We start from the raw sequence: 14,908 nt of genomic DNA, 5'->3' as shown, positions 1-14,908 counted from the left end.
AATGTGTCGAGCGCTAAAGACATATGTGGTCTTCAGCGGTCTGTTCATAATTGCCTCACTATTCTACAAAGCAAGTTCACTTGTAATTTACCAAACAACTAGTAAAGAGTATTTAAATTCTTTAGGATATCAATATCTAGGAGAAAAACACAAATTTGAACATTGAAAAGTTAACTACAAATTATTTCATAAGAGTCTTAGTAAGAGTGTATACATATTCAAAAATATAAGTAATGAGGTTGAAGGTGGCTATTTATTATAGGAATGATGTAATAAAAATGTTGGTATTAGTGTAGGAAGTCAAGAAGAATTCAAGTCAATAAAGAGACATTGTGTAGTCAATCTCAAGAATGCCATTCTAGGAGATGGTAACTGAAAAACTATTGGCGATGTATTACAAAATGAAAGAAAAAATTTTCTAAAAGGAAAACAAGGTATCTGTAGATCGATATTGGAATATGACATACTTAAATGGTGTAATACTAGCTTTTGAATGGCTAATATCCCAAAGAATTATGCTAATTTAGGAAAAGCAAAGTCTTGTTGTGCAATAAATACTCCTAAGCAATAACTGCACTGGTACAGAAAGATTTAGTATTATTGAATTCAGTAGTAGTTTCAGATTCAAACATATTTTCCTTAAGCTTGTCGCATAAATTCTTAATTTCTTGTTGCTTTTCTGAAACATTTGAATTAGTAATAGCATTCTCGATAGTTGTAAATTCTGAAATTAATCCTTTTGTATAATCCTTAAGCCCATTAACTTTTGCTTGTCATTTTGAATCACCATGTTGCTCAGTAATAAATCCAGTGATTTTATCTTGCAACCATAAGGAACAATAAGCTTTAAAATCGGCTAAATTATTCTCATTTGGTTCAGAATTGTAAATCTCTTCACAACCACCTTTAACTAAAGCTTTAATATCGTCAGAAAAAGTTAAACTACTTCTACTGTCTTGTGCTTGTTTTAATTTTCCATTATTACTAAGCACTTTCGTACTAGTAACTTTAAGTTTTTCTCATCTTTTTGTTCAAATAGCATCATTATTTGGAACAGTACTTATTAAAGAAGCACTATATTTAGATTAAATTGTATCTACTTGTTTAGTAGAATAAACGTAAGTAACTGCTCCTGCAGTGCCTGCTACTCCAGGGACACCACAACTAAATTAGCAATATTAGACATAGATATAAGAATAATCCTTTTAACAATTTATGTATGTAGAAACCAAGATTGGTGTTGGCCTTGCTCTATTAACCGGCACTGGTGTTAGTGGCTATTTTTTAAGTGTTAAAATTTAAGAAAAATTGAAAGCGAACTAAAGTTACTGGTAAAGAAGATTGAAAAAAGAAATTAGCTTCTTTAAAGACTTCTGAAAAAGATAGTTTGGTTAACGATTTGGAACAATTAAAGAGTAAAGATTCTGGTTTAGATGAATGATGTAATCAAAATTATAGGGCTTATTTCAAGGATGAAAATGATACTAGATTTAAGAATGTTTAAATATATTGTACTTACAATAATAAAAATAAATTACCTGATAAAACAATAACTGACACAAGTAATTGAACAGCGGCAAATGGTGTATTAACTGGAAAAAGTGATGGATTATCTGAAATTATGCAATCAATTAAAGAAAAAATAGCATCGGATAATAAAGCTTTAGAAAAATGATGTAATAACTTCTACAAAGAAGTGTGGAATGCGCAAGAAACTCAAGGCTTTAAAGATGCCAAAGTTTACTGTGTAGAACAGTAATTAACTATTTAACAACAGGCGTTTTATTTTCCTCTGTACAACGAGTTCTCAATCTAGAATAAACATCGGGATAGAATCCTTCTTCAAATAGTTTTCTAGTTTTTTGCTCTTCACATCATTTAATCAATCTTTCTGTAAAAACGTCTTCTTTTTCCTTTAATTCTTGTCAATGATTTGGTTTTTCTTTATCTTGAATATCATTTAATAAAGTATCTCCTTGCATTTCATTCAACCTTTTCAATTCTTGGAATTTATTCTTTAATTGATCTTTATTAAGAAAAATTCTTCCTTCTGCCTCAATTTTTGATTGCGCTGTCTTTATGCCTTTCTTTTCACAAACTGTTTGAACTAATTGAAGTTCAGTATCTTCATTCTGATTTAATTTAGTATCACAATAATTTTTGTAATCTTCTCAAGCGTCTTTTGCTTCTGTTTTGTCAGTGTATTTCTTGCCACTGAAACTATTAATTAGAGAAATAAACACCGGTGTGTATCTATTTAAAGTAAAGGCTACTTTAAAATCATCATCTGCTGTTAGAAATTTATCTTCTAAAAATCCTTTCCCTATTATCCTAGCTTTCCTAGTATTTAAAGTATCAGAACAAAAATTCTCAACGTCTGAAACCAACTTATCGTCTATTCCTTTTTTGTAAAGATCTATACAATATTTCTTTAATGCTTCTTTATCCTCTATTTTCTTTTCCTTTAATGCATCCTTCTTCTGAAAAAGTAAAGCACCTCAAACAAACTCATCTTCCTCTTTTGCTAATTTAATACCTCTTCATTCTGCAGCATCTTTAATACTCCTAGGTTTCTTTAATTCATAAACTAATATAGAGCTACCACTAACTAGTAAAGAGGAACTAATTAAGATAGAAGATTTACTATTAAACATCAATTAAAGCCTACTTTTTAACGGTACAACGAGCTTTAACCTTTGCATAGGAGTTAGGGAATACAATATTACTATTAAGGTCATCATCAAATTGCCCTTCACATCATCACTTTAAGTATTGACCACTATTTTTTCTTATTGCTGCTTCATCTAAATTTTTCGGTATTAGCTTTTCAAGTTCATCATTTTGTCTAGTTAATCATTCTTCAGGATGACCAAACTTAGTTTGTCTATCTTTAATATCTTTCTCCATAGTAGCTCTAATTGTTTCAACTCTATGTTGTAAGGACTTTATTAAATCAGTTGCATTATTTAATTCTTTAGTAAATCTATCGGCATATTCAGCAGTGGTCATCATTTGTTTTAGTCCCTCTTTCTTTATTAAATCCCTAACCTTTCTTACATTTTTATTGTAACAATACTTCTTTACATTTCCTAGATGCTTCGCATCTTTAACTTTTTCATTCTTTTGGGCTATACATCATTTGGAGACTTCTGCGCCCATATAGTTAAATTGATTCTTTCGTTCTTCTGGAACTTTAATGCCCATAACTTCCATTAATTGTTCTCTATCTCCACTGATTGCATAAGCTATTTGAAAAGCGGTAGCATCTGTATCTTTGATAAATCTCTTTTCTTCTCCTGATCTAATAATGTTTCCCATTATTGTAGTTGGATTATCTTGGCAATATTCTTGAACAGAATCTAATATTGATGAATCACCTAAGCCGTATTTAAATCTTTCTGAGCATCATTTTCATAGGCCGTTAGCACTATGGACATTTATTTCTCTAAGTTTGGATTCTTTTTCATAGAATGCACTCTTTCATCCATCATCGTTTGAAATTAAACGTATTCCATTTCATTTGAGCATAGACTGAATATCTCTGGGTTTGAGATATTCTCTGACTCCTGCAACGGAGCCAATAGTAAGGAGTATAGTGCTAAATAACTTATAGTTAGCCATTAGTTGTCCTTATAGACGCTAACGTTGGCTTTTTGTGGCTTGACTATCTCATTTTTTAGTTAAGAATGTCTCTAATTGAGGGTAATACCTCTTTAGTTGGTCCTTGTATGAAGAGGTTTGTCCTGGGGAACCATTAATTAAATCATATTTAGGTACTACTATTTTGTTATTTACGTAAATACCTTCAGATCTTAAAGGTTCTGCAAATCCAAAATTATTTGCAGAATCATGCATTCTGTATAGTCCTAATACATTACCATCTTCATCAACTACTAATGAACCAGAAGCTCCTCCACCCATAGTTACATTATTTAATAAATAGTTGTATCCTCAACTGTAATAGTGTTTACCATTTCAATAAGTGGTTGTATTTTTGTATCTTTTGTCTATTTTTCCAGCATCAACATGTCCTATAATACTTTCTCCATGTGCATTCTTAATAGCAACTGCTTCATGTGGCATAACTGCTACAGTTGAATGAATGCTTTTGTCTTCAAAATTATTCTTTAAAGAAACATCAAGATTACCATTAACTGGATAACCAGCAATGTAATAAGGCTTATCTGTTAAAGAGTCTTTTTGCATTAACTCTTTATCAAAGAAATTTAAAGCCTCTTTATCTTGATTGCCCTTAGGGTCTACAGGATACTTGTTATAGAAATCATCTGTTATTCTCTTTGCTTGATCTTCACTTTCAAAATCAACTTCAATTACTGCAAAATCTTTGTAGTAATTATCTCTTCTTCAAGCATAACCCCTTGCCGAATATCTAGAACCTAAGAAATTAATAGGAGCATAGAATAACTTAGCATCTTTAACTGTTTCAAAATTATCTTTAGTATGACTATCTTTTCATAAACCTAATTCAGAATAACCATATCTTTGAGAAAGAGAACAAACTGTAGTAGTTCTTAAATCAAGAATTATTTCTTTATCTCTATAGTAATCTCTAAGTGCTTTAGTATTAGCTTCTGGTATAGGTAATTCTTGTTGATATGGATTTGAAGTAAATCTAAATCTACTTGCTACATGTGCATTAGTTGCAATAAATCATTTCTTTGGGTATTTTTCAGTTCCTTTAGGTAAAGCATAGTCTAATATTCAACCCGTTCCTGAATCACATGGCATAGCCAATTTAAAGGTGTAATCATTTATTTTCTTAAGTATTTTTTCAGCTTTACCTTTATCAAATCCTGTTTTTGAACCATGATTAAATGTTGAATGTTTTTGTGTTCAAAACTTATTGTATTGTGAATTATTAATTACATCTGCATTTACTTTCTTTAAGTGCTCTGGAACAAAGAAATCACCACGTGGTGATTGAAAGTATTCAATATGTGAAGAATAAATAATACTATTAGTTAATGCGGCAATTGATAATGCTGTAGGAATAAGAAATCTTAAATTTAAAATAGGTCTATTACTAAGCACCTAAGCTAAGAAGAAGCAAAACACCATTTTTCATACTTTTTGTAGATACTTTCAAAGTTTTCTTCATACATTTTATGACTTTCTTGAGCTTTACATCAGTTGTAAAGAGCAGGGCCTCCTTTATTTCTATCTCCATTATTTAAACCATCTGGGGCACTTTCAGATATAGTCAAATTGCTTGTTCCTTTATTAGTGTTATATGAATCTCAGGCCTTTTTTCATTCCTCAGTATCTCCGCTTGCTCCATTAATATCTGTCTTATTATTTCTTTTTGCTTCCTCTAATAAAGTGCTTGTGTTTACAAAACATCAAGTATTTATTAATGAATAATCTTTATCTGTTTCTTTAGAGAACTTAGTATTTTCCATTTCTTTACACCAATTAATTATTTCCTCTTTTCCAACTTCTTTATTGCCTTTCTTTGGTTTATTTTGGTTACCTGAAGAATATTTATTCTTTAATGCAGTATGAGCATCAGCTACTAAAGTAATAAATTGTTTCTTCTTTGTGGTATCCTTCTTGGTTATGTATTCAACTATTGTTTCACCACTATTTAAATAAGCAATAGCGCCACCAGTTGCAGAAGCTAACCCTATCCCACCGGCACCAATCAAGGCAATCTTTAAAGAACTCAAAATCTATTCTGCTTTAGTTGTAGGACATCATTTTACAAAAAGAGCATAAGTTTCTTCTGCATTATCTTCATATAACTTAATAGCTTTTTTTGAATTACATCAAGTATGTAAAATTTTCGCACCAGCAGTTTGATCATTACCGTTTAATTCTGAGTCATTTGTAGAACCAGTTATCTTTAATACGGGTTTTGTTTTTTCTCTTGAATAACCAGTTCATGCATCTGTTCACACTTTGTTATCAGCTGTCTCTGTAGCTATTTTCTTATTATCATTCTTTAATTCTTTTTCAAAAGAATTAATATTAATGTAACATCAAGACATAATTTCTTTGTATGTATAATTATCTTCTCCGCTAAATTTATTTTCAACTGCTTTTTCACACCACTTACCTAAATCTTTTGCTTCAATTACTTTACCTTTCTTTTTCGGTTTGGGTCTTTTCGTACTTTCACTAGATGCAGTATATTTTTTCTCTATTTCCGCTAGATCTTTATTGTCAGAAGTCAAAAAAATCTTATTAGATGTTTTGTTTTTCTTTTGTATATGAACCTTAATACTATCTCCACCGTAAAAATAATTAATAGTAGCTCCTGCACCAGCAACGGAACCTACACTACCAGCTCCTATTAATATTTTTGTTCCTATACTCATTATTCTTATTTAGGTTTAGTACATCATTTTTTGAATAATTCATAGGTGGCTTCTGCATTGTCCTCATAAAGCTTTTTGGCTTTATTAGTACTACACCAAGCTTCCAATGCTTTTCCTCCTTCTGTTTTATTTTCTCCATTTAAATTAGTTAAATTATCGCCTGTAATTGTCATTCCTGTAGCTACTTTATTGTTTTTGTAAGTCTCTCATGCAGTTTGTCAATCAGTACCTGTATTGCCTTGTGATGAATATATTTGTTTTTCGTCAACTACCATTTCCTCTTCAAAAGAATTGGAATTTATGTAACATCAAGACAAGATGCTTTGATAAAGTTCATCTTTATCACTATTAAATTTAGTGCCAGAATTATCAGCACATCATTGCTCTAAATTATCTTTAGTAACTATCTTGCCTGATTTATCTTTAGGTTTTGGCCTTTTGCTATCAGTAGATGAATGGTACTTATTCTTAATATCTTCAAAGTTCTTGCTATCTTTAGTAAAAAATAACTTATTTTTTGATTTCTTTGTTCTCTCTATATGTTCTCTAATACTTTCTCCCCCGTAGAAATGATTAAGAGTGATACCTGTACCCGCTAAAGCTGTAGCACCTCCTAGTCCTAAACTAATTAAAGTAGGGGTTTTCATATCTATGATTTAAAGCACCATCTTTCGTATCTCTTTAAACTTTCTTCAGAGCCTAATTCATACATTTTTTTATTACCACTAGATTGACATCATTTGTACAAAGCAGGCCCGCCGGCATTTTTGTCTCTTGCAGTATTTAAATCTCCAATATCATCGCCTGTTATCTCTAATTTTTTTGTTGTTTTTTGGGTATTGTAAGTTTCTCATGCATTTTTTCAGCCATCTGAATTTCCATCACTACCATCAATATTCTGATCACTACTTTTTCCAGCTTGTTGAAATAAAGTATTAACATTTACAAAACACCAAGCACCTATTGACGAATAAATTGGATCCGTATCCTTAAAAAATCTAGTATTTGCGGCTCTTTCACATCATTCAATTATTTTGTCACTAGTAACTTCTTTCCCATTTTCAATTGGCTTGTGGCTTGCTCCAACAACCTCATAACGCTTTTTCAAAGAAACATGAGCTTCTGGAACTAAAGAGATAAATTTAATATTACCATCACTCTTATTTGCAATATGATCTCTAATTGATTCTCCTGAATTTAAGTAAATAGCAACACCTCCAGCTGTTGCTGAAACTAATCCTGCACTACCACCAATTAAAGTTAATTTTGAAATAGCCATTGTTACTTGGTACATCAATGCTCGAAGCGAGCAAAATCTTCTTTAGCTGTATCGATATACATTTTCAAAATAGCTTTTTCATCACATCAAGCCTTCAAAGCTGCCTGACCATCTGTATCTTTATTTCCATTGAGCGCAGAATCCCTTTCATGTCCCGTTATCTTTAAGTTAGAAGTTTCTTTATCTTTTGAATATTTCTTTCAAGCATCTACTCAATCTTTATTGGTAGATTGTGCTTCTGTTATTCTTTTCTTTGTAGAGTCTCCCAATTCTTTTTCAAAAGTGTTCACATTAATGTAACATCATGAAACGATAGCATCAAAATCATTATTTTTTCCACTATATTTACCTCCGATAGCCCCATTACATCAATCAACTAATTTCTCCTTGGCTAAAGGCACTCCTTTCTCATCATTAGGTTTAGTTCTTTTTGAAGAATGATAAGTATCAAGAATGTCCTTTAATCCCTGTAAACCCGAATTTAAAAAAACTCTATTTTTGTACTCTTTAGAATTAAGTAAATGCTCTTTGATTGATTCGCCACTAACAAAATGCTTAATAGCAAATCCTGCTCCTGTTAAAGTACCTAAACTACCAACAGCCACTAATGACTTTATTGCTACACTCATTTGCCCTAACTATCTTTCGAACATCACTTAACAAATAAAGAGAAGTCTTTTTCAACGCCATCTTCATAGAGTTTTTGGTTAGCAGTTTTTTTGGCATTACATCACTTATGTAATGCTTGTCCTCCTTTTGTTTCATCATCTTTATTTAAATCATCGTAACTAGATTCTTCAATCTTGAGGCCCTCCTCATCTCTGCCGATTTTGTATTTACCTCATGCAGTTTTTCAATCTTGGTGATCGGCACCATTTGAAGAAAGTAATGTTTTTTTGACTCTACCTAGATCAGTCCCAAAATCATTGGTATTGATGTAGCATCAAGAAAGAATAGCTGCAAGATTTGAGCTTTTTTCATCTCAAAATTTTTGATTAACTGCATTCTCACATCATTTTGCTATTTCTGTATCTTCAACTGCTTTTCCGTTTGCTTGCGGTTTAGTTCTTTTTGAAGCTTTGTACTTAGCCTTAATATCACTCAAATTTGGAGTATTTGAAGTAAGGAATATCTTATGTGGAGTCTTAGTTGTCTTCTCTATATGTTGCTTAATTGAATCACCACCATAATAATGATTAAGAATTGCGCCTGTACCAGCGATAGTTCCCAAACCACCAATACCTAATGTGGTTAATCCAAGTGTTCTCATTATTTAGTACATCACTGTCTAAACAGTGCATATGTTGCTTCAACTCCATCTTCATAAAGTTTCTTCTTATCCTTATTCTTTTCATCACACCATTTATGTAATGCTTTACCTCCTGCAACATCATTAGTACCATTTAAATCTGTTAAATCGTCTCCAGTAATAGATAATTTAAGTATATTTTTCTTAGTATTGTAGTTGTTTCAGGCGATTTTTCATTCTTCTTCGGCAGCGCCCTGATTTGAATATATTTGTCTAGATTCAGAAGCCATTTCTTCTGAAATAGTTTTGGAGTTTAAGAAACACCAAGAAAGTATTGCTTTATAGGTTTCATCTTCAACACTACTAAACTTAGTGTTGGCATTATCAGCACATCATTGAACTAACTTTTCTTTATCTACAGAACTTCCTTTATCGTCTTTTGGTTTAACTCTATTACTATCCTTTGATTCGTGATACTTAATCTTTATCTCATTTAAATCAGATCTACCAGCTACAAGAAATACTTTATTTTTGGATGTTTTTGTCCTATCTATATATGCTCTTATGCTTTCTCCTCCATAGAAATGATTAATGGCAACACCTGTACCTGCTAAAGCAGTAGTGCCTCCAAGACCTAAACCAATTAAAGTTGTTGTACGCATTACTTATCCAGCACTATCTTTGAAACATCACTTCAAGTATTTTTGGTAAGTAGTCTCTGAATCTTCTTGATACATCTTGCTATCTCCAGTTCTGCTACATCATTTGTGCAAATCTAAAGCACCCTTTTCCTTATTATCTGTGTTCAAATTTGTTAAATCAGAATCAGTTATTCTTAAAGTGTTAGCAGACTTGCCACCATTGTAAGTACTTCAAGCATTTTTTCAAGCTTCATCATTACCATCCTTATCAGAAACATACACTCTATTTTCGACTTTATTCTTATTGGCCTTTTCTGATAAAGAAGTAATATCTACAAAACATCAAGTCTTCAAAGATAAATAAGTAGGATCTGTTTCGCTAGAAAATTTAGTGCTTGCAGACTTTTCACATCATGCAACTATTTGATCTTTTTTGACCTCAACATTACCATTCTTTGGTTTATGGTCTTTTCCTTTTTCATATCTAGACTCAAGTGCTTTTTGAGCATCTTTAACTAAAGAAATAAATTTAGTATTGCTATCATTCTTGTTTGCGATGTAGTCTCTAATTGATTCTCCTGAATTTAAGTAAATAGCAACGCCTCCTGCTGTTGCTGAAACTAATCCTGCACTACCACCAATTAAAGTTAATTTTGAAATAGCCATTATTATTAAGCGTCCACTTTAGGACATCAATGGTCAAATTTATTAAATTCCTTATCAGCATCATCCACATAAAACTTAGTATTAACCTTAGAATCACACCATGCCTTTAGAGCTGCTGCCCCCTTTGCTTCATCATTACCATTTAAATCTCCTTGTTTTTCTGAATATGTAATTTTCAAATTTACATCATTTCTTCCTAATTTGTATTTGCCTCAGGCATCAGTTCAATCTTTATGTTTTGAATCCTGCGCAGATACTTTCTTATTCCCGCGGTTCTTTAGTTGATCTGCAAAAGAATTAGTATTTATGAAGCATCATGAATTAACTCCCTTGAAATTTGCATCATCTTTACCATAATACTTTCCTTTAACAGCCTCTTTGCACCAATTGACTAAATTGTCTTTATCTACCGGTTTACCGGTACTGTCTTTTGGTTTAAATCTAGTAGAACTTTCATATGTAGTAAGAATGGCATTTAAATCTTTAGTTCCTTTAGCAAGAAATTCTTTACTACCATTTGATTTTTTTAAGAAGCTCTCAATTGATTCTCCACCATAGAAATGATTAATAGCAAAACCAGCACCAGTTAAAGTCCCTAAACCGCCAACAGCTATTAAAGATTTGACTACTACACTCATTGCCTCTAACGCTATTTAGCGCACCACTTAACAAACAAGGCGAACACATCCTCCATGCCATCTTCATAAAGTTTCTTAGTTTCATCTTTTTTTGCGTTGCATCACTTGTGCAATGCCTTGCCGCCAGCTACTTCATCGCTTTGATTTAAAGCTTCATAGCTTGCTTCATTAATTTTGAAACTTTCCTTATCTGTTCTGCTATTGTATTTACCTCAAGCTACCTTCCAATCATTATGCCCTTCTGCCTCTCCAGACAATATCACTTTTCCATTCTTAGTCAGTTCATCTTTAAGACTATTTGTGTTTATGTAACATCAAGAAATGATCTGTTTGTAAATATCACTATTTTCATCTGAAAATTTACCTTTAACTGCATCTTCACATCATTGTCCTAATTCTGTTTCTGGAACATCCTTACCATTTTTCTGAGGTTTAGTTCTCTTTGATGTTTTGTATTTTCCTTGTATTTCACTTAAAGCAGGTGTTTTTGAAGTAAGAAATATTTTGTTTTTTGATTCCTTATTAGTCTCAATATACTCCTTAATACTAGTGCCTCCATAAACATGATTAATTGCTAAACCTGTACCAGCAATAGAGCCTGCGCCTCCAACACCCAATGCAACTCAAGCAGTCCCTTTCATGAATTATTTTCCTTTAGCCTTAGTACACCAAGTTTCGAATAATCCATAAATTGCTTCAATATCTTCTTCATACAATTTCTTAGTTTCTTTATTTCTTGCCGCACATCATTTTTGCAACGCTGGTCCTCCCTTATCCCTTGCAGTTCCATTCAAATCAGTAGCAGTTGAATCATTAATACTTCCTTTGCTTTCCTTACTAGAGTTGTAAGTATCTCATGCTCTCTTTCACGCATCTTCATTTCCACTTTCGCCAGCTATTAATTCTCTTTCTTTTGATTCAAGCTCTTGCGCAATAGTCTTAGGATTTACAAAACATCAAGAAAGTATGTCTTTGTAAAGTTGGTCTTCAACACTACTAAATTTAGAATCAGCATTATCCTTACATCATTGCTCTAATTGTTCAGCAGTAATCTCTTTGCTTGCAGAATCCTTAGGCTTAACTTTCTTTTTATTTTCTGTATACTTTTTCTTAATATCTGCTAAATCTAAACCAGTTGAAGTAAGAAATACTTTATTTTTGGATGTTTTTGTTTTCTCTATATATGCTCTTATGCTCTTGCCAGAAAAAAAGTAATTAGCAGTTGCGCCAGCACCTCCAAGTGCTCCAACACCACATATTCCTGCTAATGCTTTAGCAAGAGTAGGAGACATAAATAAAATAGAAGATTAATATGTCTCCTTCTTTTACAGAAAAAACTGATACATATATTAAGATTTGAATACCTATAGGTGTTGCTTGATTTTTATTTCTTTTCTTTCTTAAATGAGATCCAGAGTCTACTTACAAATGTATGCCCATATTATTAGGGGCATACTTTGCATCTGTAGTAATAGTGATAATTAAAGGCTTTAATTTAGTTAAAGATTTAATTAATAAAGTATTAATGCAAGAAGATTTAGAATTAAGAAGGTTATTAGTAATAAATAGAAATTTATTAATAGTAATAACTATATTAGATTTATTGCCATTAACAATACCATTAACTCTTGTACCAAAAATATATTTCTGAAGATATCATCAAAAAATAAAACTTATGAATAATTAATGCGAAGCAAATGCGAACATTAAAATTTGGTGACTTTTTCTAATATTACTTAGAGTCTTGTGGCTTCTCATTCTTCTATTAGGGCTGTAGACTCCCTACTACCCTTCATTTTAAGAATGAAGAGGTCAATAAGATTCTGATGAATGTCAATTTTCTTCTTATACGCTTCATTTATAGGATGTGCGCTTGGTGCCAATTCAAATCCTTCTGTAGCTGCTGGTTGTTTTATCCCTTGTTTTATTATTTATTTAGTAACTTATTGAAAAACTCACACTCGTAGTGCTCTATTAAGACGTACCTTTCAAGACTATGCACAGGTTAAAGATATTCCCATGCTTGAACCTAATTACACTACTCTAAATTTCTTACTTAATGTTTTCATTTGATTAGATATCTTCTTATGGCCTGTTATGTTCCCCATGAAATTCATATTCTGAATTTATTATAGGAAATTTAAAAAAAGAGTTAAGCAACTAAGAAGAATGGTAGCTACAGGAGAATTTGAATTAGAGGATGATGATATTACTGAAGATCCATTCTATGAATTCTTATTAACAGAAGGGCTATATGAAAAACCTAAAATTACTGCAGCTACTGTTGCTGAGACTTTAACAGGTAAGACTAAGAAAAAAATAGAAACATTAGGTCCTCAAAAAGATACAGAAGAGGAAGAACAAAAAATGAAAGAAACATTCCAACAACTTAAAGAAAGTGATGATTAATGTTCAATAAGCTTTTTGAAAGAAGTTATTCATTAGTAAGATTCTGAACTCGTTGACAATTTGCAGTAGTAATCTTTTCATTCTTAATGGTTCCTGTATTAACCAACTGACCACAAGGTCTAGTTATTTTTATGGCTGTTGCTCTTGTATTTATCTATATATTTGCCTTTATTGGAGTAGCTAAATCTTTACCTTTAAAGAGAATTTATTGAAAAGGTTATTCTTTAATAAAGCATCACAAGAATAAAGAATTAGTTAAATATGTAGGTAGAGTATCTAAATTCTTAAGCATCATTATTGTGTTAGACTTATTACTGCCATTAACATGGGTATTTTCATTACCATTTAAATTATTAATAGAAAGATATCTTTACTATATTAAGTTTTCACTAGGAGCAATTGATATAGAATATGATTAATAATTAAATGCTTAAGATAAGGTTATTAAAAATGGGAAGAAAAGCTCTTCCCATTTACAGAATAGTAGTTATGGATTCTAGAAAACGAAGAGATGGTGCTTACATAGAGTTAGTTGGTACTTACAATCCTATTAAGAAAGATGTAAGAATTGATAAAGAAATATACAGTAAATATATAAGTAATGGAGCACAGCCCACAGAAGTAGTAGAGAGATTATTTAAATCTTATGGCAATTAATAAAGTAGCTTTAACTGAATTAGTAGAGTCTTGACAGTGCAAGGTTAATATTCCTAATATTGCGCCTGGCTATACTGTAACTATTTCAGAAAGAGTAGTAGAGGGAAAGAAATCAAGAATACAAAAATTTCAAGGAATAGTAATTAGTAATAAACATAGAGGAAGACTTACTCATAATTTATTAATTAGAAGAAAATTTGATGATTTCTGAGTAGAAAAAAGATTCTTCTTACATTCTCCTTTAATTGAAGAAATAACTATAGATAGGTTAGCTCATGCAAGAAGAGCTAATTTATATTATTTAAGAAAGCCTAAAGGATTAGCGGAAAAACTAAGAAGACTTAAGAAATAGTTGCTAGAGAGAATTACAGTCTTAACTATCTTTCCAGAAATAATAGAATCATATATCTCTAAATCTATACCTAAACAAGCACAACTTAAAGGCTTAATAGAAATTAAAGTAATAAATATTAGATCTCATCCTCAAGAACAAATAGATGACTATGCTTATGGCGGGGGAGGTATGGTACTTAAAGTTGAACCTATAGTTAGAGCTTTAAGAGAAAATAACTTATTAAATGAACATATTATTCTTATGACTCCTGCAGGAATAAGATTAAATCAAGAAAGAGCAAAAGCTATAACTACAATAGCTAAACATATAGTGCTAATATGTGGGCATTATGAAGGAATAGATGCAAGAATCAATAAATATATTAAAGAAGAGATATCTATAGGAGATTATGTGCTTAGTTCTGGAGAATTAGCTTCATTAGTCTTATTAGATTCTATAATAAGACTAATACCTAATGTAATTAATAAAGATAGCTTAATATCAGAATCCTTTAATGATTACTTATTAGATTATCCTGTATATACAAGACCACAGAATTTTGAAGGTGATTTAGTTCCTGATATATATTTGTCAGGAGATCATAAAGCTATTGAAAAATATAGATTAGAGATGAGAAAGAAGATTACAGAAGAGAAAAGACCAGATTTATTTAAGAAATACTTAAAGCTAAAGTAAT

24 protein-coding genes are annotated in these 14,908 nt (G+C 31.3%); 9 read left to right on the top strand and 15 right to left on the bottom strand.

Translation table 4 applies throughout. The annotated features are described in order from the left end of the window. Positions 1-25 precede the first annotated feature (25 nt). Complete coding sequence (locus A6V39_RS04800; RefSeq protein ID WP_187150529.1) at positions 26-262, top strand: hypothetical protein; 237 nt, start codon at positions 26-28, stop codon at positions 260-262. A gap of 298 nt (positions 263-560) precedes the next feature. On the opposite strand, the gene A6V39_RS04795 is transcribed toward A6V39_RS04800, so the two are convergent. After that, on the bottom strand, positions 561-992 hold the full coding sequence (locus A6V39_RS04795; RefSeq protein ID WP_187150528.1) for a hypothetical protein: 432 nt from the start codon (positions 990-992) through the stop codon (positions 561-563). 296 nt (positions 993-1,288) lie between these two features. Here A6V39_RS04795 and A6V39_RS04790 point away from each other — a divergent pair, with 296 nt between their 5' ends. Then, positions 1,289-1,504: a hypothetical protein gene (locus tag A6V39_RS04790; protein WP_187150527.1), complete on the top strand. Its 216-nt coding sequence runs from the start codon at positions 1,289-1,291 to the stop codon at positions 1,502-1,504. Between the two features lie 117 nt (positions 1,505-1,621). Then, complete coding sequence (locus A6V39_RS04785) at positions 1,622-1,759, top strand: hypothetical protein (protein ID WP_187150526.1); 138 nt, start codon at positions 1,622-1,624, stop codon at positions 1,757-1,759. A gap of 4 nt (positions 1,760-1,763) precedes the next feature. Here the strand turns inward: A6V39_RS04785 and A6V39_RS04780 are convergent, their stop codons facing one another. From A6V39_RS04780 to A6V39_RS04715, 14 genes are read right to left on the bottom strand one after another with little or no spacing between them, the layout of a single operon-like run. Further along, complete coding sequence (locus A6V39_RS04780) at positions 1,764-2,654, bottom strand: hypothetical protein (RefSeq protein ID WP_187150525.1); 891 nt, start codon at positions 2,652-2,654, stop codon at positions 1,764-1,766. A gap of 10 nt (positions 2,655-2,664) precedes the next feature. Further along, positions 2,665-3,621: a hypothetical protein gene (locus A6V39_RS04775; protein WP_187150524.1), complete on the bottom strand. Its 957-nt coding sequence runs from the start codon at positions 3,619-3,621 to the stop codon at positions 2,665-2,667. A gap of 18 nt (positions 3,622-3,639) precedes the next feature. Beyond that, the gene (locus tag A6V39_RS04770) at positions 3,640-5,052 is read right to left on the bottom strand and encodes an MIP family Ig-specific serine endopeptidase (RefSeq protein WP_245633519.1); all 1,413 of its coding nucleotides are present in this window, start codon (positions 5,050-5,052) and stop codon (positions 3,640-3,642) included. A 5-nt stretch (positions 5,053-5,057) separates the two neighbouring features. After that, positions 5,058-5,687, bottom strand: a complete 630-nt coding sequence (locus A6V39_RS04765) for a hypothetical protein (RefSeq protein WP_187150523.1) — start codon at positions 5,685-5,687, stop codon at positions 5,058-5,060. Positions 5,688-5,690: 3 nt separating this feature from the next. Next, positions 5,691-6,338: a hypothetical protein gene (locus A6V39_RS04760; protein WP_187150522.1), complete on the bottom strand. Its 648-nt coding sequence runs from the start codon at positions 6,336-6,338 to the stop codon at positions 5,691-5,693. A gap of 5 nt (positions 6,339-6,343) precedes the next feature. After that, positions 6,344-6,985: a hypothetical protein gene (locus tag A6V39_RS04755; protein WP_187150521.1), complete on the bottom strand. Its 642-nt coding sequence runs from the start codon at positions 6,983-6,985 to the stop codon at positions 6,344-6,346. A gap of 2 nt (positions 6,986-6,987) precedes the next feature. Next, positions 6,988-7,632: a hypothetical protein gene (locus A6V39_RS04750; protein ID WP_187150520.1), complete on the bottom strand. Its 645-nt coding sequence runs from the start codon at positions 7,630-7,632 to the stop codon at positions 6,988-6,990. Next, a complete protein-coding gene (locus A6V39_RS04745; protein ID WP_187150519.1) occupies positions 7,620-8,246 on the bottom strand; it encodes a hypothetical protein in 627 nt (208 codons plus the stop codon). Before A6V39_RS04745 ends, A6V39_RS04750 begins: the two co-directional genes overlap by 13 nt. 5 nt (positions 8,247-8,251) lie before the next feature. Further along, the gene (locus tag A6V39_RS04740; protein ID WP_187150518.1) at positions 8,252-8,887 is read right to left on the bottom strand and encodes a hypothetical protein; all 636 of its coding nucleotides are present in this window, start codon (positions 8,885-8,887) and stop codon (positions 8,252-8,254) included. Beyond that, entirely contained in the window at positions 8,887-9,528 is a 642-nt protein-coding gene (locus A6V39_RS04735; protein WP_187150517.1) for a hypothetical protein, read from the bottom strand. Before A6V39_RS04735 ends, A6V39_RS04740 begins: the two co-directional genes overlap by 1 nt. 3 nt (positions 9,529-9,531) lie before the next feature. Next, positions 9,532-10,173, bottom strand: a complete 642-nt coding sequence (locus A6V39_RS04730) for a hypothetical protein (RefSeq protein WP_187150516.1) — start codon at positions 10,171-10,173, stop codon at positions 9,532-9,534. Between the two features lie 5 nt (positions 10,174-10,178). Continuing rightward, positions 10,179-10,811 carry a hypothetical protein gene (locus A6V39_RS04725; RefSeq protein ID WP_187150515.1) on the bottom strand — a complete coding sequence of 211 codons (633 nt, stop codon included), beginning with the start codon at positions 10,809-10,811 and terminating at the stop codon, positions 10,179-10,181. Positions 10,812-10,822: 11 nt separating this feature from the next. Beyond that, positions 10,823-11,452: a hypothetical protein gene (locus A6V39_RS04720; protein WP_187150514.1), complete on the bottom strand. Its 630-nt coding sequence runs from the start codon at positions 11,450-11,452 to the stop codon at positions 10,823-10,825. A gap of 3 nt (positions 11,453-11,455) precedes the next feature. Further along, entirely contained in the window at positions 11,456-12,103 is a 648-nt protein-coding gene (locus A6V39_RS04715) for a hypothetical protein (protein WP_187150513.1), read from the bottom strand. 20 nt (positions 12,104-12,123) lie between these two features. Here A6V39_RS04715 and A6V39_RS04710 point away from each other — a divergent pair, with 20 nt between their 5' ends. The 6 genes from A6V39_RS04710 to trmD all read left to right on the top strand — a co-directional run bounded on the left by A6V39_RS04710 (position 12,124) and on the right by trmD (position 14,907). Then, the gene (locus tag A6V39_RS04710; RefSeq protein WP_187150512.1) at positions 12,124-12,498 is read left to right on the top strand and encodes a hypothetical protein; all 375 of its coding nucleotides are present in this window, start codon (positions 12,124-12,126) and stop codon (positions 12,496-12,498) included. 143 nt (positions 12,499-12,641) lie between these two features. Next, the gene (locus A6V39_RS04705) at positions 12,642-13,220 is read left to right on the top strand and encodes a hypothetical protein (protein WP_187150511.1); all 579 of its coding nucleotides are present in this window, start codon (positions 12,642-12,644) and stop codon (positions 13,218-13,220) included. Next, a complete protein-coding gene (locus A6V39_RS04700; RefSeq protein ID WP_187150510.1) occupies positions 13,220-13,639 on the top strand; it encodes a hypothetical protein in 420 nt (139 codons plus the stop codon). The genes A6V39_RS04705 and A6V39_RS04700 overlap by 1 nt, the downstream gene beginning before the upstream one ends. 7 nt (positions 13,640-13,646) lie before the next feature. Beyond that, positions 13,647-13,877 carry a 30S ribosomal protein S16 gene (gene rpsP / locus A6V39_RS04695; RefSeq protein ID WP_187150509.1) on the top strand — a complete coding sequence of 77 codons (231 nt, stop codon included), beginning with the start codon at positions 13,647-13,649 and terminating at the stop codon, positions 13,875-13,877. Next, on the top strand, positions 13,867-14,229 hold the full coding sequence (rplS, locus tag A6V39_RS04690) for a 50S ribosomal protein L19 (RefSeq protein ID WP_245633518.1): 363 nt from the start codon (positions 13,867-13,869) through the stop codon (positions 14,227-14,229). Before rpsP ends, rplS begins: the two co-directional genes overlap by 11 nt. Then, entirely contained in the window at positions 14,230-14,907 is a 678-nt protein-coding gene (gene trmD / locus A6V39_RS04685) for a tRNA (guanosine(37)-N1)-methyltransferase TrmD (protein ID WP_187150508.1), read from the top strand. It begins immediately after the preceding gene. Position 14,908 lies beyond the last annotated feature (1 nt).

This window comes from Candidatus Mycoplasma haematobovis, assembly GCF_001645765.1.
GTDB lineage: Bacteria > Bacillota_I > Bacilli_A > Mycoplasmatales > Mycoplasmoidaceae > Eperythrozoon_B > Eperythrozoon_B haematobovis.
The sequence above is the reverse complement of the archived record's forward strand: the minus strand, read 5'-3'. Positions and strand labels throughout refer to the sequence as shown.